At 71.3% G+C, this 21,110-nt stretch carries 19 protein-coding genes and 1 pseudogene; 13 read left to right on the top strand and 7 right to left on the bottom strand.

The window, feature by feature from the left end; all coding sequences use genetic code 11:
* Positions 1-299 precede the first annotated feature (299 nt).
* The 3 genes from PUR61_RS36775 to PUR61_RS36785 form a co-directional block, all read right to left on the bottom strand.
* On the bottom strand, positions 300-1,331 hold the full coding sequence (locus tag PUR61_RS36775; protein WP_329883905.1) for a hypothetical protein: 1,032 nt from the start codon (positions 1,329-1,331) through the stop codon (positions 300-302).
* 4 nt (positions 1,332-1,335) lie between these two features.
* Entirely contained in the window at positions 1,336-2,601 is a 1,266-nt protein-coding gene (locus PUR61_RS36780; RefSeq protein WP_329883906.1) for a YcaO-like family protein, read from the bottom strand.
* Positions 2,602-2,696: 95 nt separating this feature from the next.
* Positions 2,697-2,924 (bottom strand): hypothetical protein, encoded by a 228-nt coding sequence (locus tag PUR61_RS36785; RefSeq protein WP_329883907.1) that lies wholly within the window; start codon positions 2,922-2,924, stop codon positions 2,697-2,699.
* Between the two features lie 65 nt (positions 2,925-2,989).
* Between PUR61_RS36785 and PUR61_RS36790 the strand changes: the two genes are divergently transcribed.
* Positions 2,990-3,958: an AraC family transcriptional regulator gene (locus PUR61_RS36790; RefSeq protein WP_329883908.1), complete on the top strand. Its 969-nt coding sequence runs from the start codon at positions 2,990-2,992 to the stop codon at positions 3,956-3,958.
* Between the two features lie 98 nt (positions 3,959-4,056).
* On the opposite strand, the gene pstS is transcribed toward PUR61_RS36790, so the two are convergent.
* Positions 4,057-5,184 carry a phosphate ABC transporter substrate-binding protein PstS gene (pstS, locus tag PUR61_RS36795; RefSeq protein WP_329883909.1) on the bottom strand — a complete coding sequence of 376 codons (1,128 nt, stop codon included), beginning with the start codon at positions 5,182-5,184 and terminating at the stop codon, positions 4,057-4,059.
* 158 nt (positions 5,185-5,342) lie between these two features.
* Between pstS and PUR61_RS45645 the strand changes: the two are divergent.
* Both PUR61_RS45645 and PUR61_RS36805 read left to right on the top strand, forming a co-directional pair.
* Positions 5,343-6,545, top strand: a pseudogene (locus PUR61_RS45645) (carbamoyltransferase N-terminal domain-containing protein); the annotation flags it as partial.
* Between the two features lie 127 nt (positions 6,546-6,672).
* Positions 6,673-7,317: a carbamoyltransferase C-terminal domain-containing protein gene (locus PUR61_RS36805; RefSeq protein WP_329883912.1), complete on the top strand. Its 645-nt coding sequence runs from the start codon at positions 6,673-6,675 to the stop codon at positions 7,315-7,317.
* 124 nt (positions 7,318-7,441) lie between these two features.
* Here PUR61_RS36805 and PUR61_RS36810 read toward each other — a convergent pair whose 3' ends face one another.
* Positions 7,442-8,377 (bottom strand): TauD/TfdA dioxygenase family protein, encoded by a 936-nt coding sequence (locus PUR61_RS36810; RefSeq protein ID WP_329883914.1) that lies wholly within the window; start codon positions 8,375-8,377, stop codon positions 7,442-7,444.
* Between PUR61_RS36810 and PUR61_RS36815 the strand changes: the two genes are divergently transcribed.
* The 5 genes from PUR61_RS36815 (at position 8,357) to PUR61_RS36835 (ending at position 12,963) form a co-directional block, all read left to right on the top strand.
* Positions 8,357-8,623: a hypothetical protein gene (locus tag PUR61_RS36815; RefSeq protein WP_329883915.1), complete on the top strand. Its 267-nt coding sequence runs from the start codon at positions 8,357-8,359 to the stop codon at positions 8,621-8,623. The two genes, PUR61_RS36810 and PUR61_RS36815, sit on opposite strands and share 21 nt — an antisense overlap.
* A 260-nt stretch (positions 8,624-8,883) precedes the next feature.
* Entirely contained in the window at positions 8,884-9,810 is a 927-nt protein-coding gene (locus tag PUR61_RS36820; protein WP_329883917.1) for an aldo/keto reductase, read from the top strand.
* Between the two features lie 201 nt (positions 9,811-10,011).
* Positions 10,012-10,980, top strand: coding sequence for a cupin-like domain-containing protein (locus PUR61_RS36825; protein ID WP_329883935.1), 969 nt, complete (start codon positions 10,012-10,014; stop codon positions 10,978-10,980).
* Positions 10,981-10,999: 19 nt separating this feature from the next.
* The gene (locus tag PUR61_RS36830) at positions 11,000-11,860 is read left to right on the top strand and encodes an SDR family NAD(P)-dependent oxidoreductase (RefSeq protein ID WP_329883918.1); all 861 of its coding nucleotides are present in this window, start codon (positions 11,000-11,002) and stop codon (positions 11,858-11,860) included.
* Positions 11,857-12,963 carry an amidinotransferase gene (locus tag PUR61_RS36835; RefSeq protein ID WP_329883919.1) on the top strand — a complete coding sequence of 369 codons (1,107 nt, stop codon included), beginning with the start codon at positions 11,857-11,859 and terminating at the stop codon, positions 12,961-12,963. The genes PUR61_RS36830 and PUR61_RS36835 overlap by 4 nt, the downstream gene beginning before the upstream one ends.
* Positions 12,964-13,000: 37 nt before the next feature.
* On the opposite strand, the gene PUR61_RS36840 is transcribed toward PUR61_RS36835, so the two are convergent.
* Positions 13,001-14,986, bottom strand: coding sequence for a B12-binding domain-containing radical SAM protein (locus tag PUR61_RS36840; RefSeq protein WP_329883920.1), 1,986 nt, complete (start codon positions 14,984-14,986; stop codon positions 13,001-13,003).
* Between the two features lie 266 nt (positions 14,987-15,252).
* Between PUR61_RS36840 and PUR61_RS36845 the strand changes: the two genes are divergently transcribed.
* The 5 genes from PUR61_RS36845 to PUR61_RS36865 are packed head-to-tail and all read left to right on the top strand — an operon-like array spanning position 15,253 to position 20,444.
* Entirely contained in the window at positions 15,253-16,395 is a 1,143-nt protein-coding gene (locus PUR61_RS36845; protein ID WP_329883921.1) for an amidohydrolase family protein, read from the top strand.
* A 28-nt stretch (positions 16,396-16,423) separates the two neighbouring features.
* The gene (locus PUR61_RS36850) at positions 16,424-17,683 is read left to right on the top strand and encodes a hypothetical protein (RefSeq protein ID WP_329883922.1); all 1,260 of its coding nucleotides are present in this window, start codon (positions 16,424-16,426) and stop codon (positions 17,681-17,683) included.
* 35 nt (positions 17,684-17,718) lie between these two features.
* Entirely contained in the window at positions 17,719-18,579 is an 861-nt protein-coding gene (locus PUR61_RS36855; RefSeq protein ID WP_329883923.1) for a hypothetical protein, read from the top strand.
* Positions 18,580-18,614: 35 nt separating this feature from the next.
* On the top strand, positions 18,615-19,583 hold the full coding sequence (locus PUR61_RS36860) for a TauD/TfdA dioxygenase family protein (protein WP_329883924.1): 969 nt from the start codon (positions 18,615-18,617) through the stop codon (positions 19,581-19,583).
* A 21-nt stretch (positions 19,584-19,604) separates the two neighbouring features.
* Positions 19,605-20,444: a hypothetical protein gene (locus tag PUR61_RS36865; RefSeq protein ID WP_329883926.1), complete on the top strand. Its 840-nt coding sequence runs from the start codon at positions 19,605-19,607 to the stop codon at positions 20,442-20,444.
* On the opposite strand, the gene PUR61_RS36870 is transcribed toward PUR61_RS36865, so the two are convergent.
* A complete protein-coding gene (locus PUR61_RS36870; RefSeq protein ID WP_329883927.1) occupies positions 20,417-21,100 on the bottom strand; it encodes a methyltransferase domain-containing protein in 684 nt (227 codons plus the stop codon). The two genes, PUR61_RS36865 and PUR61_RS36870, sit on opposite strands and share 28 nt — an antisense overlap.
* Positions 21,101-21,110 lie beyond the last annotated feature (10 nt).

Consider the following 21,110-nt stretch of genomic DNA (forward strand, 5'->3'; position numbering starts at 1 on the left):
CCGGAAGCGCCCACCGCCCAGCGCAACTGGCGATTCTGCCAGAAATGCTTCTCCATGTTCTTCTGGGGCTATCCCACCGACGGCGTCTGCCCCTCCGGCGGCGCCCACAGCGCCCAGGGCTACAACTTCGTCCTCCCGCACAGCTGACGCTCCCGCACGAGGCCGGGCACGACCGGCCCGGCCTCGTGCCGCACCGCACACCGCCCGTCGCGCACCTGCTCGTCACCCGGGCGGCCACGAGGCTCGGGATCACCCCTGTCCCGTCGGCGCTCGGGGTGCCGACCCGGCCGACGGCCCGGTCAGGGCGGCGGAGCGGCGTGGGGGCGAACGGCGGCGCCCCTGCGACCGGTGCCGTCGGTGAGGTCCAGAGCGTGCCCGGTCCAGGTGCGGAAGGTCCGCGCGCCGAGGCGTTCGTAGAAGCCGCCGGTCGCCATGGCGTTGGTGGAGTCGACGTCCATGACGGCCCACCGGTAGCCGCGGTCCTTCGCGCGGGCCAGCGCGTGGGTGAACACCGTCCGGTACAGGCCGCGTCCGTGCAGGTCGGTGCGGGTGCCGGCGTTGGCGAGGTACAACTCGCGTTCCCGCCCCGCGTCGGCGAGTTCGGTGGCCAGCAGGTAGCAGAGGATCTCCCGGCCGTCGGCGGAGAGCAGGAGGAGGGAGGAATCGGGGCGGAAGTAGGGACTCCCGGTCACCGAATGACGCCACGTCGCGGGCGTCATCGGGACGCTGCCCGGGTTGCGGGCGAAGATCTCGTTGCGGGCCGCCAGCAGCAGCGCGTCGTGGCGTTCCTCGAACGGCACCAGCACGGTCCCGGGCGGCAGCACCGGCGCGCCGTCCGCCCCGGCGGACGGCGCGGACGGCGCGTGCTCTGCCAGGTCGATCCGCATGCCCCGGTAGCCTCGCACCCGCCGGTAGCCCGCGGCGTCGAGCGCCTCGGCGAGCCACCGCTGGTGGCCGTGCGTCCGGGCGTGGAGCTCCAGCGGTGTGCCGCCGAACCTCTCCCGGTGCCGGCGGGCCGCGGTGCGGCGGCATCCGTCGAGCAGGTGCGCGATGACGCCCGGGGTCCGGTGGGCGGGATGCACCACGACGTCGAGGGTCATCTCGTGGACGGGGTCCGCGTGTTCGCGCACCCGCGTGACGGCGTACGCCACCGGCTCCGGTCCGGCCCAGGCGGAGGCCGTACCGGCGGCCAGGTCGATGCCCGAAGCCGCCCAGCCGTCGAGGACGTCCTGTTCGTCACGCAGGTCACCGGTGCGGTCCGTCCGTTCGCAGACCGCCAGCAGCCCCGCCACCCGGGGCGCGTCGCGGTGGGCGAGCGGCCGCCACCGCACCGGCTCATCCACCGCGGACCGCCGCAAGTCCGCGCTCGCCGGGCACCACGACCTGACCGTCGGTGACCAGCATGAACCGCTCCAGACCGGGCACCAGCACGTTGACCACCGCGAGGTCCGGCGTCACGTGGTGGTCGCGCCGGTAGACGGGGAAGCCGTGGTCCTTCAGGCGGCCCAGGAGCCGGTCGAGGTGCCCGCCCGGGGTGTCGGGCGCCGTGGTCGCCTCGAAGGGCCGGACCTCGGCCGAGGCCAGGGCGGCGGTGAAGTCCGACAGGTAGCAGGCGTGCAGCGCCGGGTAGGGTCCGGTGTCGTCGCGCTGCTCGGGCAGCAGGTGCGCGTACTGCTCGCGCAGGCCCATGGTGCTGTGCAGCTGGACGAGTTCGCTCACCGCCCGGGAGATCGCGTACTCGCGGGACAGCGACGCCCCCCAGCCGCAGACCCGCGCGGGCTGCCCCGGGGGCGCGCTCTGGTAGGCCGCGTACGCCGGCACGTCCAGGTCGGTGGTCATGTCGATCAGGTGCACCGGCCGGCCGGTGCGGGCGGTGGCGAAGCCGAGGAGGGAGACGAGGCCCGGGGGCAGCGTCGCCGGGTCGACCACGGCCGGACGGCGTGCGGGTGTGCGCAGGAAGCAGCCGATCAGCAGCATGGACAGCGCGTCCCGCTCGATCAGTTCGTTGATCGCGTGCACCGCGGCCTCGACCGGGTCGACCCCGGCGGCCCAGCCGTTGTTGACCGAGTAGCGGCCCACCGACCGGTAGTCGTAGGTGTCACCGGCCTGCCGGCGCAGGCCCTCCCCCGCCGGGCGCAGGTACTCGGGCATGGAGAGGAAGAGCGGGACGTCGACGTCCGGACCGCCGTCGGGCGAGCGGTAGGGCAGACACCCCAACAGACCGTCGGGTGCCTGGGCGAGCAGCGCGGCGGCGATGTCCCGCCCGAGCGGACCACCCGCGACGTCATGGGCGGAGGCCAACCGGATCCGCGCGCCGTCGAGTCCGTCCACCCCGCTGAGCTGGTGCTCCAGCGCCTCGAACAGCGCTCCCGTCCGGGCCTCCGCCCGGCTGCCCTTGCCCAGCCCCAGTCCGGTGCGCAGCGGTACGCCGCCGCGCCGCAGGACGCAGCGCCACGTCCCGGGGCTGCCGTCGAGGACCGGCGCCAGATCGGCCTCCAGCCCCAGGTCGGCGATCGCGGCGGCGGCCCTCGCGAACGCCTGCTGCGGAGTGAGGCTGCGCTCCCCGGACTGGGGAGGAGCGGTGTGCGTGGTGGTGGTCACGACCGTCCCGTCTGCTGGGCGGGGGCGCGGTCCGCGACGGCCGGCGTACGACCGTCACGGACCGGCACCCTCGGGCCTGTTGGCTTCGAACCGTGTCAGCCCTCGTCCGTGGACTCGCCCGGCTCGCTCTGGCCGCCGCCCTTCAGGAGTTCGGCGATGACGCTCTTCTCGGCCGCCGAGAGGACGACCTCGTCCGGGTGGAACTTGTCGCGGTCCTGGAATCCGCCCATGGGAACTACCTCCTGGAACTCGTCGGCCGGCCACCGGTCGGCGGCCGGGCCCGGGTCGCGCGGCACGGAGTACGCACACGTCCCACCACTCATGGTGACGATCCGGCGACGACGTGTGAATGCTTGCCCGTCCGCGCGACTTGCGCGAGAGTCCGCTCATGGATGCACCGCTGTCCGCGCCCGCCCCCGGCCGTTCGGTCTGGGGGGACCCCCTCGCCGAAGCCCTCGAACTCACCGGCGTCCGCTGCGTCCTGTCGCGCGGCCTCACGGCCGCAGGCGCCTGGGCGCTGGCCTTTCCCGCGCCGGGCCGACTCAAGGTCCAGGCCGTGCTGCAGGGAACCATCTGGTTGGTGGTGGAGGGTGTCGAGCGACCCGTACGCCTCGAAGCGGGTGCGATGGCCGTCCTCGCCGGCGACCGCCCGTACACCCTCGCGAGTGATCCGGCAGTACCGGCGGTTGACGCACTGCCCCTCCTCAGGGCCTCCGCCGAGCCCTTCCTCCACACCGGGGACGACGGCCGGGACGCCGTCACCATCGGCGGCCACATGGAACTCGACAGCACCGCGAAGGACCTGCTGCTCAGCGCGCTCCCGCCCGTGATGCACGTCAGCGGCGCGACGGCCGAAGCCCCCACCGCCTGCTGGCTCATGGACCAGACGCTGCGCGAGCTGGCCGCCGACCGCCCCGGCGCCTCCTTCGCCGCCGGCCACCTCGCGCCGCTGGTCCTCGTCCAGGTCCTGCGCGCCTTCCTCGCCGATGCGGACGCCGGTTCCTGCCCGGCGGGCTGGCTGCGCGCCCTGGCGGACGAACGCATCGCGCCCGCCCTGCGGCTGATGCACGGCGACCCGGCCCGGCCCTGGACACTCGCCGAACTGGCCCGGGCGGCCGCGATGTCCCGCACCAGCTTCGCCAAGCGCTTCAAGGACGTGGCGGGTGTCCCCCCGCTGGCCTATCTCCGCCGCTGGCGGATGCACCGGGCCGAGCACACCCTTCGACGCGCGGACACCCCCCTGTCGGTCATCGCCTCCGCCCTCGGGTACGGCTCCGAGAGCGCCTTCAGCAATGCCTTCAAGCGCACCACCGGCCTGTCCCCCCGCCACTACCGGGAGACGGTCCGCTCCGCGTGAACCGACGAGCCGCCGGTCGCCCCACGCGCGGGGCCCGCGGGCATCCGGCCCACGGGCCCCGCCCCGCTGCCGCGCCGCCGTCGCCCGCTCCGGCGGACTCAGGCGAGACCGGAGACCGCGGTCCGCACCTTGGACGTCAGCGCCTCCGGCAGGGGGACGTAGCCGATCGGGGCGATGGCCTGCTGGCCGGCGTCGCTGCTCGTGTAGGTGAGGAAGGACTTCAGGGCGGGCAGGGTCGAGGCCTTGTTCCCCTTGTCGCAGACCACCTCGTAGGTGACCAGGACCAGCGGGTACGCGTTCTCGTCCTTGACCGCGTAGTCCAGGTTCAGGGCGAGGTCGCCGTCGGTGCCGGTGATCTGAGCCTTGGCCAGGGTGGTGGCGGCGTTCGCGGCGTTCGCCTCGACCGGCTCGGCGGCGCCGGTACTGATGGCGGCGCTCTTCAGGTTGTTGGTCTCGGCGAAGGACAGTTCGACGTAGCCGATCGAGTTGTCGACCTGCTTGACCTGCGCCGAGACCCCGGCCGAACCGTTCGCGGACTGCCCGCCCCTGGCCACCCATGCCTTTCCGGCCGGGTAGCCCCAGACGCCGTTCGACGCCGCGGCGAGGTACGCGGTCAGATTGGCGGTGGTGCCGGAGTCGTCCCCGCGGTGGAGCGCCTGGATCGGCGCGTCGGGCAGGCCGGCGCCCGGATTGAGCGCGACGACGGCCGGATCGTTCCACGTGGTGATCTGCGAGTCGAAGATCTTGGCCGCGGTGGGGCCGTCGAGCACGAGCCTGTCGACACCGGCGACATTGAAGACGATGGAGATCAGGCCGCCGACCATCGGCAGGTCGATGCCCCGGCCGCCGGCGCAGACCTGCTTGGACGCGTCGACCTCGGCGGGGCTGAGAGCCGCGTCGGTGCCGGCGAAAGCCACCTTTCCCGAGTTGAACTGCTGGACGCCCGCGCCCGAGCCGCCCCCGCCGTAGTTGACGGTGACACTCGGACACGCCGACTCGAACTCGGTCCTCCACAGGTCGACCGCGTTCCCCTGAGCGGTCGAACCGGCGCCCAGCAGCTGCCCGGATCCGCCGCAGGCGATCGCCGCGGAGGCCGACCCGGAGGTCGGCGCGGCCCCCGCCGCGGTGTCGGACTCCACGCCGCACCCCGAGGCGGCGACCACCACAACGAGCGCCGCCATCGACGGCGCAAGCGAACGGATCACGACGGACCGACCAGTGGACACGGGAACTCCCTACGAGTACGAGGCACGCCGACGAACGGGCGAACGGACGCGGTCATCGTCCGAGGCGACCCCCTGTGCCCGACCCGTGACGCACTGGGCACACCCTGAACGTCACCGTGAATTCACCTTCCATCAGCACTTTGGTCATCGCCCCCTGGATGTCGACGGGTAGGCCCGGGCAGCGACCGACCCACGTGTGCCGGCCCACAAGACCCGGCGACCGCCCACGGCAGCCGCCTGCCCCTCCGTGCCCGCGCGAGGCGCCTCTACCCGGCCGTGGCCCCGGCGGGCGTGGTCCAGTGCCCCTCCGTGCCCGCCCGAGGCGCCTCACGCAGCCACGAGCCACGGTTTCGCACGACGCTCCCCGGGCAGCATCTCCGGAGGATTCTTCCTGTGGACAGTCCGAGTCAGCCGTATCGCATGCCACGAGGAAGGGCATTGCCTTGCTGATCTGCGGCATCAAGGTTTCACATGACGGCGGCATCGCGGTGATCGACGGAAACCGCCTGGTCTTCAGCACCGAGACAGAGAAGATCGACAACAGTCCCCGGTACAGCCCGCTCGGGGACCTTCGCCGGGTGTCGGAGCTCCTCAGATCCGAGGGTGTGGAGATCGAGGACATCGATCGCTTCGTCGTCGACGGCTGGATGCGTTCGACCGGGGACCCGTGGACGGTGTCCACCTCCGACGAAGGGAAGCCGACCGTCCTGCCGGTCGCCCCCTATGCCGACGGCTTCCTGTCGAACACTCCCCTTCACCGCTACACCTTCACCGCACACGACTTCAGCAAGGGAACTCGCGGGTACGCCAGCTACCACCACGTGGCGAACCACCTGCTCGGTGCCTACTGCTCCAGCCCCTTCGCCGCGCAGGGCGCCGACGCCCTCGCCCTGGTGTGGGACGGCGGCACCGCGGCCCGGCTGTACGAGATCGCACCGGAGCGGGGACCGGTCAGACTCGTGGCTCGCCTGCTGCCCTTCCGCGGAAGGCTGTTCGCTCTCTTCTGCTCCCACTTCGGACCCTTCCGCGCCCACACCTCGCAGGCCGACCCGGGATCCGACGCTCAGCAGTTCCGCTCGATCGCCGGAAAGGCCATGGCCTGGGCAGCACTGGGCAAGGTCGACCAGGGCGCCTTCCCCGTTCTCGACACGCTCCTTGACGACATGTCCGAGGAGGCCAGGGAGAGCGGCCTCGCCCTGGGCCCGAAACTGACCGCCGAACGGGAGCGTCTCCTTCCGGGGCTGTCGGACGCCGACCTCGTCGCCACCTTCCAGGAGTTTCTCGGACGCGCCCTCGTGTCCGCCCTCACCACCGTGGTGAACAGCAGGTACAAGGGCCGGTACCCGCGTCTGGTGATGGCCGGCGGCTGCGCCCTCAACATCAAATGGAACTCGGCGATCCGGGCCACCGGGCTCTTCGATCGAGGAGATCTGGGTCCCGCCGTTTCCCAACGACTCCGGCGCCGCCATCGGCACCGCCTGCTGCGAGATGGTGCACAGTACCGAACACCGCTCCCTCGTCTGGGACGTCCACAGCGGACCACGCCTCCGCTCGGACCGGGCCCTGCCGGAGGGGTGGACGGAACGGGCCTGCGACGAACGCCGACTGGCCGAGCTGCTGCACAGCGACGGGTCACCCGTCGTCGTCCTCTCCGGCCGGGCCGAGCTCGGACCGAGGGCGCTGGGAAACCGCAGCATCATCGCGCCCGCGACCGAGGCCGGGACGAAGGACCTGCTCAACGCGATGAAGGATCGGGAGGCCTACCGCCCGGTCGCGCCGGTCTGTCTCGCGCACCGGTCACGCGAGGTGTTCGATCCCGGCGGCGACGACCCGTTCATGCTCTTCGACCACCGTGTCCGCCCGGGGTGGGTGAGTCGTATTCCCGCGGTCGTCCACCTCGACGGCACCGCGCGGCTGCAGACGGTCAGCCCCGCGTCCGACAGCGCCGTCGCGCGCATCCTCACCGCGTACGAGGCACTGACCGGAATCCCCGTCCTGTGCAACACCAGCGCCAACTACAACGGACGCGGCTTCTTCCCGGATGTCGCGTCGGCCGCCGAGTGGGGCCGCGCCCGCTACATCTGGTCGGACGGCCGCCTCTTCACTCGCCCGGAACAGGCCGAGGAACCGTAGTCGTCACGAGGCCGGCCCCCCTCATTCGCGGTCGGGGCCGGAGCCCGGCGGCCTCCGCCGTCTCCCGGGAAGCCACGGTGCCCCGTGCGGCGACGGACGGGCAGGAGCGGCCCCCGCCCCGGCCCTACTGCGGTACCGGTCCGGCGGCCTCGCCCCCGCCGGGCCCGACGAAGGGCCTGAGCGGTTCGCCCCGGACGGCTTCGGACACGAAACCGTCCGGTCCGACCGGACGGTCCCCCAGGACCATGACCCGGTACATCCTGCGCCGGTAGTCGGTGAAATGGAGATCGGCCGGCTGGAGGTGGGCCACCGAGCGGTTGTCCCAGACGGCGACGTCGCCGGGCCCCCAGTGATGCCGCACGGTGTATTCAGGACGGCTGATGTGGGTGAAGAACAGCCCCAGGATTCCGTCGCTCTCCCAAGGGAGCACTCCGGTCACATGGCATACGGACGCCGGCGGCAGGAAAAGCACCTTCTGCTTCGTCTCCGGGTGCACCCGCACCACCGGGTGCAGGGAGAGCAGCGTGTCCTGTGCGAGGTCCCGGATGCTCTCCACGTCCTCGTCGTCGGAGAACAGCAGCCGCACCCCCGCGTGCAGGCCGTGCTCGGCCCGCAGATTGTCGGCAAGCTGCTGAAGGGGGCGGGACAGGCCCTCGTACGCGGCGACGAGATCGGTCCACTGGGTGTCGCCACCGTATTCCGTGGCGACCTCACACCTGAGCACCGAAATCGCCGGGGGGTTCACGGCGGAGGCAATGTCCACGTGCCAACCGGAATCATGGCGCGTCGACTTGCCCGACAACCGCTCCGCAGATCTGAGGCCCCTGCGGGTTCCCTTCGCGTCCGGATCGACGACAAGGATCTCCGGGAATCCCTCCGGATGCGTGCCGTGCCGGCGGCCCGGAAGACGGGTGACTTCGCCCAGACCACGCGCGAAAGCCACGTGTTCGGCGTGACTCAGGTCCTGCGCGCGAAAGACGATCACCTTGTGACGGAGCAGGGCGGCGCGAATCTCCTCCATGATCCCGGGATCGCCGTCATGGGCGAGCCTCAGATCCACACCCCGAATCTCCGCTCCGAGCTTTCCAGCGATGCGGCGTACCTCAATTCCGGAAAGGCCTACGACCACAGCGACCCCTTCGGTCGTCCTCGGCTCGAAATTGCCGTCTCCTCCGGCGCGCCCATGCCCGTCGGACACGAGAGAATTTCAGGAGCCGACCGGTTCGATTATCGGCGATCGCAAGCGGCCGTCAAGCAGTCGCGGCTGCGGGGCCTGCTGATTCGGCCAGTTCCGGCACCGAAGTGACTTGTCCCCAGTCCCTCAGGTCGCCGCCGCCCCTCGTGTCCACTTCCCCGGAACTCCCGTGCCCGTTTCGACCTTGATCCCGGCGGCACCCGTGGGCCCGGATCCGGAGAGGAGGAGCTCCCGTGTTCCGCCCGGGCGGTCCTCCGGTGAGCGGAGTTCCGGAGCAGCGCGCAGCACGTCCGGCAGGCCCTGCCGGCTTGCGACCGGTATTGCGGTTCGACTCCTTGAACACGCACCGGACATCCGTACACTCCGGGGCTATGCGCTATGTCTCGATGGGTAGTTCGGGAATGCAGGTCTCCGCAGTCGGCCTGGGATGCAACGAGTTGGGAAGGTCGGTGGGGCTGGACCGCGCCCGCCCGATGGTCACGGCCGCGCTGGACGCCGGGGTGACGCTGTTCGACACCGCCGACGTCTACGGGGACTCCGAGTCCGTGCTCGGCGAATGCCTCCGGGGACAGCGCGAGAACGTCGTCCTGGCAACAAAGTTCGGCCATCAGAAACTGGCGATGGCGTACGGCCCCGCAGCCGGCGCCAAGGGTGGGCGTGCGTACATCCGCCGCGCCGTCGAAGCGTCCCTCAGGCGTCTCCGTACGGACTACATCGATCTCTATCAGATCCACACACCCGACCCGCACACTCCGGTGGAGGAGACCCTCGCCGCCCTGACCGAGCTGGTCCGGGAAGGGAAGGTCCGCTATGTCGGGAGCTCCAATTTCGCCGGCTGGCAGATCGCCGAGGCCGCGTGTACGGCCCGTTCCCAGGGATTCGAGCCCTTCATATCCGCCCAGAACCACTGGTCACTGCTCAACCGGGATGTCGAGAACGAGGTCCTCCCGGCCGCACGCCGTTTCGGTCTCGGGGTACTGCCTTATTTCCCGCTGGCAAACGGACTGTTGACGGGCAAGGTACGGCGCGGCATGGCCCTCCCGGAGGGAACCCGTATCAAGGGGAGCGCGTACCAGGTGACGGAGGCGCGGCTCGACACCGTGGAGGCGCTGACCGCCTGGGGCGCGAAGAACGGTCGCAGTCTCCTGGAGATCGCGATCGGTTGCCTTGCCGCGTTCCCGGGTTGCACTTCGGTGATAGCAGGGGCCACGAATCCGGACCAGGTGCGGGCCAATGCGGCAGCGGGGCAGTGGATTCCCACCGCCCAGGAGATGAGCGAGATCCTGGAGCTGTTGTAGCAATGATCGTACCGACACCGTTCCGTGGGGCGGGTGACGTCAAGCGTGGCCGAAAGCCGGACACCCGACAGCAATCTCGGCGTGAACGGGTCTATGCACCACTCTCGATCTCCCAGACCCTGGGGTGTCATGACCCCAATCGAACGGTCCGGCGCGGGACAGTCATCGGCTGGGCACGAGCCGACCGGCGTCCCGTCCGGGATGGCGGGTGAGGTGGCACCGATCCTTCGGGCGGCCGGGCTCACGGTCCGGCCCATCGAACGCGCGCGTGTGGCTGATGTGGGCGCCCTCCGCCGGAGCGTCGCCGCCCGTTCCGGTCCGCTGGTCTGTTCCGGTCTGATGGATGACTGGCCTGCCGGCACGGCCTGGAACCCGGCGGAGCTCACGAAGCGGAACCCCGAGCGCCGGGTGACGGCCCTGATGGACCTCCCCGCCACCGGCGTGCTCTTCCCCCAGGACCAGCGACGGTACGAACGGGAGCTGCCCTTCGGCGAGTTCCTCGACCGGATGACCACCGCCGGACCCGCCGCTCCCTGCTACCTCGCCTACCAGCGTGCCCACGAGATCCTCGATCCCGCCGACTGCGACTTCGCCTCCCTCCTACCGCCCGACGGCCACGGCACCGACACCCGGGTGTGGATCGGCTCCGCCGGGACGCGCTCCATGCTGCACTCCGACCTCAAGGACAACTTCTTCTGCCAGGTCTGGGGCGAGAAGAGCGTCATCCTGGTGTCCTGGCAGGACAGCAGGGCCGTCTATCCGTTCCCCGGCAATCTGGTGAACAGCCGGATCGACCTGGCAGACCCCGATCTGTCCCGGTTCCCCCGGCTTCGGAACGCCGTCCTGCACCATGCGCGGATGCGGCCGGGCGACCTGCTCTACATCCCGCGTGGCTGGTGGCACGACATCCGGGCCCACACGCCGTCCGTCTCGGTCAACCACTGGTTCGGTGAGCCGCTGGGACTGCCGGACTATCTGCGCCTGCTCGGGTTGCTCGGGCCCGCGTACTGGGGCGCCACCGCCCGCGACTTCGTGGTCCACGGGCTGCTGCGGCGCCAGGAATCGACGCGGTTCTTCTTCAGCCCCGCGTCCACCGGTCGGCGTCTCTACGACGCGCTGCGCACCGGCGACTTCTCCCGCGGCAACGACCCGAGCTCCGGCGCCCAGTAGAGGGGATCGCATGGCCGACATGCCTACAGAGTCAGTGAGTTCGGACAGTCCGCCGCGGCGGCGCGTCCTGGTCACCGGCGGCGCCTCGGGGATCGGTGCGGCCATCGCCCGCCGGTTCCTGGCGGACGGCCACCGCGTGGCCGTCCTGGACCGCGACCGCGAGGCGCTGGAATCCTTCGCGAAGGACTCGCCCCGGGTCGAACTGCTGCTGGCCGCCGACGTCGGGGACGAGGCCGAGCTGTGCGGGGCGCTCGCCGAGGCCGACGACGCCTGGGGCGGCGCAGACGTGGTGTGCAACAACGCCGGGATCAGCATCCGGAGCCCGTTCCTCGACACCTCGCTGGAGGACTGGGAGCGGACACTGCGGGTGAACCTCACCGGGGCCTTCCTGGTGGCCCGCGAGACGGCCCGTCGGATGGTTGCCGGCGGGGGCGGGACGATCGTCAACACCGCCTCGGTCAGCGGGCTGGTCGGAATGCCCGACTACGCCGCGTACAACGTCAGCAAGGCCGGGCTGATCGAGCTGACCCGGACGATGGCCCTGGAGCTGGCCCCACGCATCCGGGTGAACGCCGTCTGTCCGGGCTACGTCCTCACCCCGATGCAGCGGGCCGAGTACACCGATGAGCAGCTCGCCGACCAGGAAGGTCTGTTGCCGCTGGGAAGGCTCGGCCTGCCGGAGGAGATCGCCGCCCTGGTGGCCTACCTGGCGTCCCCGGAGGCGGCGTTCGTGACCGGGCAGTCCTTCGTGATCGACGGTGGGGAGACGGCGGGCGGGCTGGCCAGCCGGCCGACAGGCGAACCGTGGCGGGGGGCCGGCCGCGGCAACGACGTACCGGGGGCGCCGAACCCCGGTCGGGCTGAGGAACGGGGAACATGACGAGCGACGAATCACGGCCGTTCGGGGACCGGAGCGGCGCGGCGGGACCGGCGGTCAACTCGTACACCGAGTGGGACCCTCTGCGGGAGGTGGTGGTGGGGAGCCTGCTGGGCGCGGTGTTCCCCACCTGGCACGATTCGCTGGAACACACCATGCCGGAGTCCGCCTGGCCGGTCTTCCGGGGGCACGGCGGCTCGCCGCTGCCGGAGCGCCACCTCAAGGCCGCGGAGGCCGAACTCGACAACCTGGCCGAGGTGTTGACGGCCGAGGGCATCCGGGTGCGGCGGCCGGACGCCGCCCGGCACCACCGCCCCTTCCGCACTCCGGAGTGGGAGTCGGACGGCGGGCTCTACGCGGCGATGCCCAGGGACTCGCTGATCGTGGTGGGCGACGCGATCGTCGAGGCGCCGATGGCCTGGCGCTGCCGGTACCACGAGGCCGACGCCTTCCGCCCGCTGATCAAGTCGTACTTCCGTCGCGGTGCCCGGTGGCTGCCGGCGCCGCGCCCGCAGCTGACCGACGAGCTGTACCGCGGCGCGCACGACCCGGGGCGCTGGGCCGTGACCGAGTTCGAGCCGGTCTTCGACGCCGCCGACTTCCTGCGCTTCGGCCGGGACCTGATCGTTCAACGCAGCCACGTCACCAACGAGTTCGGCATCGACTGGATGCGCAGCGCGCTCGGCCCGGAGTTCGCCGTCCACACCGTGGAGACCGACGACGCCCACGCCATGCACATCGACGCCACCATCGCCGCGCTCGCCCCCGGCAAGCTGCTGGTCCACCCCGGGCGGTACGTGCACTCCGAGCTGTTCGACGGCTGGGAGATCCTGCCCGCCCCGCCGCCGACCCTGCCCGCGGACTGGCCGATGTACTTCTGCAGCCCGTGGGTGAGCATGAACGTGCTCTCCCTGGATCCGGAGACGGTGGTGGTGGAACGCCAGGAGCGGCCGCTCATCGAGGCGTTGACGGCCTGGGGGTTCCGCTGCGTCGAGGTGGACCTCCGGCACGTCTACAGCTTCGGCGGGTCGTTCCACTGCGTCACGCTGGACACCGTGCGCGAGGGCGGTCCGGGCCGGTACCTGTCGGTTCCTTCCGGGAGCTGAGTCCGGGTGCGGGGCGGCAGAGCCGCCCCGCACCCGTTCAGGAGGCGAACAGCACCCGGGAGTAGTCCGGGCGCAGCACGACGTTGTTGTCGTACAGGCAGTACCGCACGGCCAGCAGCGGCACCGACGGGTCGCCGGGTTCCACCGCCGTACGCACCGCCGCGAGGACCTCCTCGACGGAGCCGAACCGGGCGGCCAGCTCCGCGCACACCTCGTAGGCGGTGCGCCCGGTCCGGTCGTCCCAGTACCGGGGCAGGCCGATCCCCTCGAACGCCGCACGGACAGCGGGCAGTTCGGTCCCCACCGCCAGCTCCACCAGGGTCCGGGCGAGCGGGCCCTCGGACTCCGACCCGTCCGCCGGATCCAGCAACCGCCCGACGAGAGCCGCGCCGCCGTCCGACGCGAGGGCCGCCCGGACGGTGCGCAGCTCCGTGCTGTCGCCCTCACCGCCGCTCCCCAGGCGGCCGCACCAGGCGGCCAGTTCACCCGCCCCGGCGTGCCGGGCGAGGAACCCCTGCCAGTCGAGGCGGGCACGGTGGGCGCGGGAGAGGTAGGTCGCCTCGACGTGGGCGAAGAACTCGTCCACCGCCCGGGCGCCGCCGAGCGCCGCGACCAGGGCGGGCGGGTAGCTGAAGGTCGGATACAGCAGGTCCACGGCTTCCAGCCGGCCCCGGGGGCCGACCGAGTAGGCCGCGTCGCCCGGTTCTCCGGTGATCCCCTCGCCGAGATCGAAGACCCGGGTGGCACGGGTGATCAGGGAGTCCTCGAAGCGCTCGGCCAGTCGCAGGTCGCTGACCGCGCGCAGCGTGGTCGAGACGGTCTCGGGGGTGGCGTAGGAGTTCCCGAGGAACATGTCCAGCCTCCGCGGCGGCACCGGCAGGCCGCGTGCCAGGCGGAACGCCTCCTCCTCCTCCAGCCAGTCGACCTGCGCCTGCACGGCGTGGCGGGCCCGGTACGGCACGCGGGTACGTTTGAGGTTCGCGTCGTCGTACGAGCCGAACTGGTTCCAGCTGGGTTCGAAGTGCGATTCCAGCAGCATCCGGATCTCGGCGCGTTCGAGCGCCGGGTTGGGCAGCAGGTAGCAGGTCCACTGCACCGGCCGGGGCCGGTCGCGGTTGAGCCGGCGCATGCGCGCCGCCAGCTCGAACAGCAGGTCGTTGCGGCCTATGTTGACCTCGGAGCAGACCATCCAGATCCGGGTGACACCGCGATCGGCCAGGAAGCGGATGTCGGTGAGCACGGCGTCCAGGTCCCGCACCCGGGGCCGGCGGCCCTTGACCATCGGCTCGGTGCAGAAGTAGCAGCGGTACGGACAGCCGCGCTGCACCTCCACCGGCACGTGGACCTCGGGCTCGGGGCCGAGGACGCGTTCGGGGCCGTAGAAGTCCAGGAGATCGCGCAGGATCTCCTCGGTGTACTCGGGGTGGTCCGTGGGGGGCAGAAAGACCCGCTCGTTGACGGTGTAGCGGTCGCCGTGGCGGTGGGCCAGGTTGGCGATGCCGCGCAGGTCGCGCCCGGCCAGGATGTCGTCCAGGCGGCCCAGGATCTCGTCCGGTTCACCGACCACCCCGTAGTCCGGCCGCAGCCGCTCCAGCAGGGCGTGCGGCCTGGTGGTGAAGCCGAAGCCGCCGAGCATGACCGGGGTGTCGGTCAGGTCCCGCAGGATGTCGATGAGTTCCTCGGTCTCGTGCATCGGCCAGTAGCTGTTGCGGCGTACCGGTGGGGCGCCGGGGAGGTCGGCGTCGGCGTAGTTCCAGATGAAGATCGAGTCCAGTTGCCGCAGGTGGATGCCGATGAGGCGGGGGTCGGTGCGCTCCAGCGTCGCGGCCAGCACCGAGCGCCACTCGGGCTTGGGGGTGCGCAGCAGGTCGAGCCGGGCGGTGGCCAGGCCGTGCCGTTCGGCGATCGCCGAAACCTGGACGAACGCGTAGGGATAGATGGGCAGTGCCGGGTAGTTCGAGGCGCTCAGCAGCAGCAGGTCCACGCCGCGTCGCCCCGGTACCACGGGGATGGGGTCTGCCATGCTGGGGATGGTGACACATCGTCAGTCTTCCTCACCACCCTACGGATCAGCGCAAGGTGTCCGGATCCTCACGCTCTGCGGTGCAACCCCTTGACCGGAGCATGCACCGGACAACAATGGATTCCACGCTCCTGCCGCTCCGGCCCCGCGGCGGACCCACGAGCTTCCGCGCGCCATCGCCTCGCCGTCGCCCGCACCGCACCGCACCGCGCCGTACCGACCGGACCCGCCGCGACGGCCCCCTCCCTCCCGTGAGGAGTGAATCCTTGACCTTTCCCGTGCTCTCGGCCGACTCGCACGTCGTCGAACCCGTGCGCCTGTGGACCGAAGGACTGGAACGCAAGTACCGCGACCGCGCGCCCCGGGTCTCCTGGGACGCCGAGCGGCGCGGCTGGTACTTCACCTGCGACGACCTGCGCCCCGCCCTCGTCAACAGCCTCTACGCCACCGACGCCACCGCCGAGGGGTTCGTCACCGACGCCGAGACGGTGGTCGAGGCGGCCCGGCCGGGCGGCAGCGATCCGGCCGCGCGGCTGAAGGACATGGCCCTGGACGGAGTGGCCGGCGAGGTGCTCTACCCCAGCCTCGGCCTGCACCTGTTCTGGCTCTCCGACGGAGAGTTCCAGCGTGCCTGCTTCCGCGCCTACAACGACTGGCTCGCCGAGTACGTGCGCCACACCCCGGAGCGACTGGTCGGCCTCGGGCTGATCTCGCTGTGGGACACCGAGGAGGCCGTACGGGAGCTGCGCCGTTGCCGCGAGCTGGGCCTGCGGGGCGCCGCGATCTGGGCCTCCACCCCCACCGAGCGGGACTTCGGCGGGGAGACCAACGACCCGTTCTGGCGGGAGGCCCAGGCCCTGGGCACGCCCGTGTCGATGCACTGCCTCACCGGCTACCGGGACAGCCCGAAGCTCTTCGACTACGACAGCCCGCTCGGCCGCATCCGGCGCAACATGGGCTACCCGGAGGAACTCCAGCACACCCTCACCGACCTGATCTTCTCCGGGGTCCTCCAGCGCTTCCCGGACCTCCAGGTCGTCCTGGCCGAGAACGACATCGGCTGGATCGCCTACCACCTGCTGCACGCCGATCGCATCTACGACAAGCTCGGCCCGGCCCTGCGCACCGATCTCACCATGGCGCCCAGCGCCTACTTCCGCCGCCAGGTGCACGCCACCTTCACCGAGGACGAGGTGGGCGTGCTCACCATGCGGCTGCTCGGCTCGGGGAACTTCCTCTGGGGCAGTGACTACCCGCACTACGAGGGAAGTTGGCCGAACTCCCGGGAGGTCCTGGACCTCGGGCTGCGGGACGCCGGCTCGCAGGCGCGGCAACAGGTGACCTCCGAGAACTGCGCCCGGCTCTACGGGTTCGACCTCGCCACCCTGGCCGCCGAACCGACCGAGTGACCCAGCCGTCCACCGCTAGGGAGCCCGCATGGCGGAGCAGAACGCGAACCGCTGGTACCGCTTCATCGACGACGACATCGAACGCAGGACCCGGACGAGTGTCGGCTTCACCAACCTGATCTCCACCCGCCCCTACCCGATGGACACCGGGACGTTCGAGGGCTTCGTCGATCGCAACGCCCTGATCCGCGAGTACCTGCGGATCACCCGGGACGTCTTCCTGGCCAGCGTGCGCGGCGAGATCGACCCGGCCGTCGCGGACACCCTGCTCGCCCGCCAGCCGCCGGAACGCGACCACACCTACCACAAGAACCTGACGGAACGGCACCTGGAGCTGCCCCGGTACTTCCGCACCGACGAGCCGGCCCCCGGCCAGATCGCCGAGGTGCAGTGCCCGGCGTCCGGCTGGGAGATCGCCGACCAGGTGCACGCGCTCTACCAGGCCTTCCCGGACGACTTCGGCGGCCCCTCACGACACCTCGGGGCGCCGATCGACAGCCTCGCCGACTCGCTCCGGGCCCGCTTCGGCGACGACCTCGTCGTTCACCACCTCACCGGCAACGCCTCCCGGCCGCACGGCGTCCAGTACACCGTGCAGCGACTGCGCGAGCGGGGCATCCGGCACTTCGGCTTCGACCGGGTGCACTGGAAGGACTGCGGGCTCGTACGCGCCCACGAGTTCTACGACCTGCGCTACAACGGCTTCTTCGACCAGTGGATGGAGTCCTGCGAGCGCGGCGAACTCTTCTTCGACCACCCGCCGACCCCGCTCTACGACGCCAAGGTGACCATGGCCTGGCCGTTCTGGGAGAAGACCCGGCAGTACTACCCGGACCGGGTGCGCGGGCTCTTCCCGCACACCGAGATCGTCACCCCCGACGGCTTCCACCTGCCCGACGGCAGCTGGATCGGCCTGGACGAGTACTGCGCGCTCGGACAGGGCAAGCGCCGCTACTACCTCAAGTTCGGCAGCCATCACCCCACCCTGAACTGGGGCAGCCGCGCCGTCTACCACACGGGGAGCTTCTCCGGCGCGGCGCTGCGTGCCCTCTTCGACCGGGCCCTGGTCGACACGGCGGCCGGTCACCTCTGGGTCGCGCAGGACGCCCGCCTGCTGCCGGAACCGGCCACGGGCGTCACCCGGGACGGTGAACAGGTGGGCTTCGACGCCTACACCAAGCTCAGCGGGTTCTACACCCCGGAGGGCCTGGCCGGAGTGATGGTCATGCAGGAGCGTGCCCACAAGGTGCACGGATCGCCACAGACCGTGCTCAGCATCGCCTACTGACACCCCCCGACCCCGAACGAGGGAGAACCGCGGCCATGGCCGACCCGGGCGCGACCCCGACGCTGGCGGGACGCCGGCGTGACCCCGCGTACTTCCGCTTCCTGGAACGGGACGGCGTGGACTGGGACGCCTGGTGGGACGTCCTGTCCGGCCGCGTCGCCGGCACCATCTTCCGCGGCGCGCTGGCACCCGACGTCTGCGAGCGCACCTGCCGCCGTTTCTGGGCCAGTCCCCTGACCGTCAGTCCCCCGCAGGCCGTCCGCAGCACCGACCGCGTCGCCGGCCCGATCCTCGTCTCCTCCGGGAGCCTCGACGCCTACCTGGACGCGTCCGAACGCGCCCGCCCCGGCCTCGACGCGATCTGGGAGGGGCCGGGCCCGACCCTGCCCGATCTGCTGGAGGACTGCCGCACGCACCTGGCCGGGCTCGGCGTCGACCTGCGGCCGGCGGAACACGAGGGCCGACAGGCCGCCGTCTTCAAGGTGCGGTCGCGTGCCAACAGCGAGACCTTCGGCCTGCTGCCGCACGACGACGCCCCGTACGGCTGGATGAAGCCGCACCTGGCCGGCTTCGAAGTCGTCCGGGTCCGACCGGTCTGCAACGCCCTCACCTGCCTGGAGAACGGCCCGGGCGGCGAGCTCGTCTACTGGAACGCCGCGCCCGGCCCCGAGGACCGCAGGGCCCTGGGGCTGCCGCCCGGGAGCTACGGCTACCCGCTGGAGGCCCTGGAAGGGGTGGAACGGATCACCCTGGAGATCCGCCCCGGAGACGTCTACGTGTTCGACGGCGGCAACGTCCACGCCGTCGCGCCCAGCGGACGACCGGACGTGCGCCGCACCGTGGCGCTCTGGTCGACCGGCCTGCTCGACGAGCGGACCGTCCTGCAGTGGGCCTGACCGGCCAGGCCGACCGACCGGAGGGAAAGGACCTCATGACGGAAGCAACAGGCGCGGGGATCGACGTCCGACAGCTCGCGGGCCACATCGGCGCCGTGATCGACGGGGTCGACCTCGCCGAAGCCCTGCCCGACCCGACGATCGACGCCGTCCGCGCCGCCCTGCTGCGCCACAAGGTGGTCTTCCTGCGCGGCCAGCGGCTCGGCCACCCCGAGCACATCGCCTTCGGGCGGCGCCTCGGCGAGCTGACCCGGCGTCCCGGCCGCAAGCACGGCGTCCACCCGGACGGGTACCCCGAGGTCCTCACCGTCGATCCGGACGTGGAGGACACCCGGCACGGCCGGCGGTTCGAGGAGCGCCTGAGGCCCAAGGCCCTGGAGCCGTACTCCGGCTGGCACGTCGACCTGGCCGCCGCCGTCAACCCGCCCGCCATCTCGGTCCTGCGGGCCGAGACCGTCCCCCCGTACGGCGGCGACACCCAGTGGACCAACCTGGCCGCCGCCTACCAGGGCCTCTCCGAACCGCTGCGCGTGCTCGCCGACGGACTGCGCGCCGAACACACCCTCTACGCCGCGAACCGCCTGCTGCTGTCCGACAAGGAGGACGTCGAAGTCCTGCGCCGGCTCACCGAGGACACCCTGCTCTCCGTCCACCCGGTGGTGCGCGTCCACCCCGAGACCGGCGAACGCGCCCTGTTCGCACCGCCCGCGTCCGTCACCCACCTGCGCGGGCTGCTGCCCTGGGAGAGCCGCCACCTGCTGGAGCTCTTCCACGGGCACATCGGCCGCCCCGAGTACAGCGTGCGCTGGCAGTGGGCCCCCGGCGACGTCGCCATCTGGGACAACCGCGCCGTCGCCCACCTGCAACCCGCCGACCTGGACAGCACCGACCACCGCCGCACCCTCTACCGGGTGACCGTACTCGGCGACCGCCCGGTCGGCCCGGACGGCTTCACCTCCGAGGCCGTCCACGGCGAACCGCTCACCGCGTACCGCGGCAGCTGACCGGAGAGGGGACCGACCACCATGCCCGGCACCCGCGGGGTCTACTTCGTGGCCAACGACCACGTACTCGAACTGGCCACCGTCTTCCTCAGCAGCTTCCGCCACAACAACCCCGACATCCCGCTGCGCCTCATCCCCTTCGACGCCGACCACCACCGGATCGCCGCGCTCGGCGAGCGCTACGGCTTCACCGTCTGGGAGGACCGGGACCTGCTGGCGCGCTGCGACGAGATCAGCCTGTCGTTCCACGACCTCCCGAAAGGCCATTTCCGGAAGCTCGCCGCCTGGGCCGGGGAGTTCGACGAGTTTCTCTACATCGACAGCGACACGGCCGTTCTGGCGAACATCGACTTCGCGTTCGACCGGCTCGCCGGGTACGGATTCCTGACCGCCACATCCCACCTTCCCGGGCGCGCCTGGAAGGACAGCATCGAGGAATCCGGAAAGCTCACCCCGGAGCAGTACGGATACCGGGCGAACACCGGATTCGTCGCCTCCCGGAAGGGGACGCTCACCTTCGCGGGAATAACCTCCGCGCTGCCGGCCGCCCGCGAGGTGGCCCCGCACATGAAACTCGGTTACGAACAGCCCTTCCTGAACTACCTGATGGTCACCTCGGGCCACCGCTACACCAGCCTGCAGCACCTGCGCACCACCACCGGGGACCGGTCCATCCCCGGCGAGGTCTTCGCCTGGACACCGGGCGTCGAGGCGAAGGACGGCGGGATCGTGCACCCCGCCGACCCGCCGACCCTGATGGTGCACTGGACGGAACCGGTGAAGCCGACCCGGCAGGCACCGGAGGACGTCCCGCTCTACGACCTGTGGCGCTACTACCGCGACCTTCGCGCCGTGACGTAGAGCGACTGCTCGTCGTCGTACCGGGGCGGGAACTCCGGGTGCGCGGCGAGCAGTTCCGCCTCCTTCACCTGCTCGACCAGGTCGAACCCGGCCTGGTCGAGCGCCCAGGCGAGCAGCTCGGCGTCGAAGAGGTTGCGGTGCCGGCCGCGCGCCTGGAAGAGGTCGTTGACGAACTGCTGCACCGGGGCACCGCCCAGCGAGTAGTCCGGGTAGCGGCTGCACCGGTCGTCCCTCAACGCCCGTCCCCGGTCGGCCGTGTAGCCGGCGCAGACCTTGGCCAGGTCGGGGCAGGACAACCACAGCACCGCGTCCGGGGTGCACACCCGGCGCAGCTCCCGCAGCAGCGGGATCAGTTGCCCGTGCAGCTCCAGGTGCTCGACCACGTGCTGCATCACCACGACCTCGACCGAGCCGTCGGGAAACGGCAGCCGGCCGGCAGCCAGGTCCACGTCGAGCTCCGACCCGGAGACGTCGCAGTTGAGCCACCCCGGAACACGCCGTCCGCCGCAGCCCAAATGGAGTCGCCGGGATTCCGGGAGTTTGCCGCCCAGAGCGGCGCGCCACAGCCGCAGCCGGGCGGACAGGCGGGCGCGATCGTGTTCGACGAATGCGATCGTTCGCGGATCGAAATTCAGCCTTCGCAATGCCCAAGTCATCACCCGCCTC

This window comes from Streptomyces sp. BE20, assembly GCF_036322525.1.
Lineage (GTDB): Bacteria > Actinomycetota > Actinomycetes > Streptomycetales > Streptomycetaceae > Kitasatospora.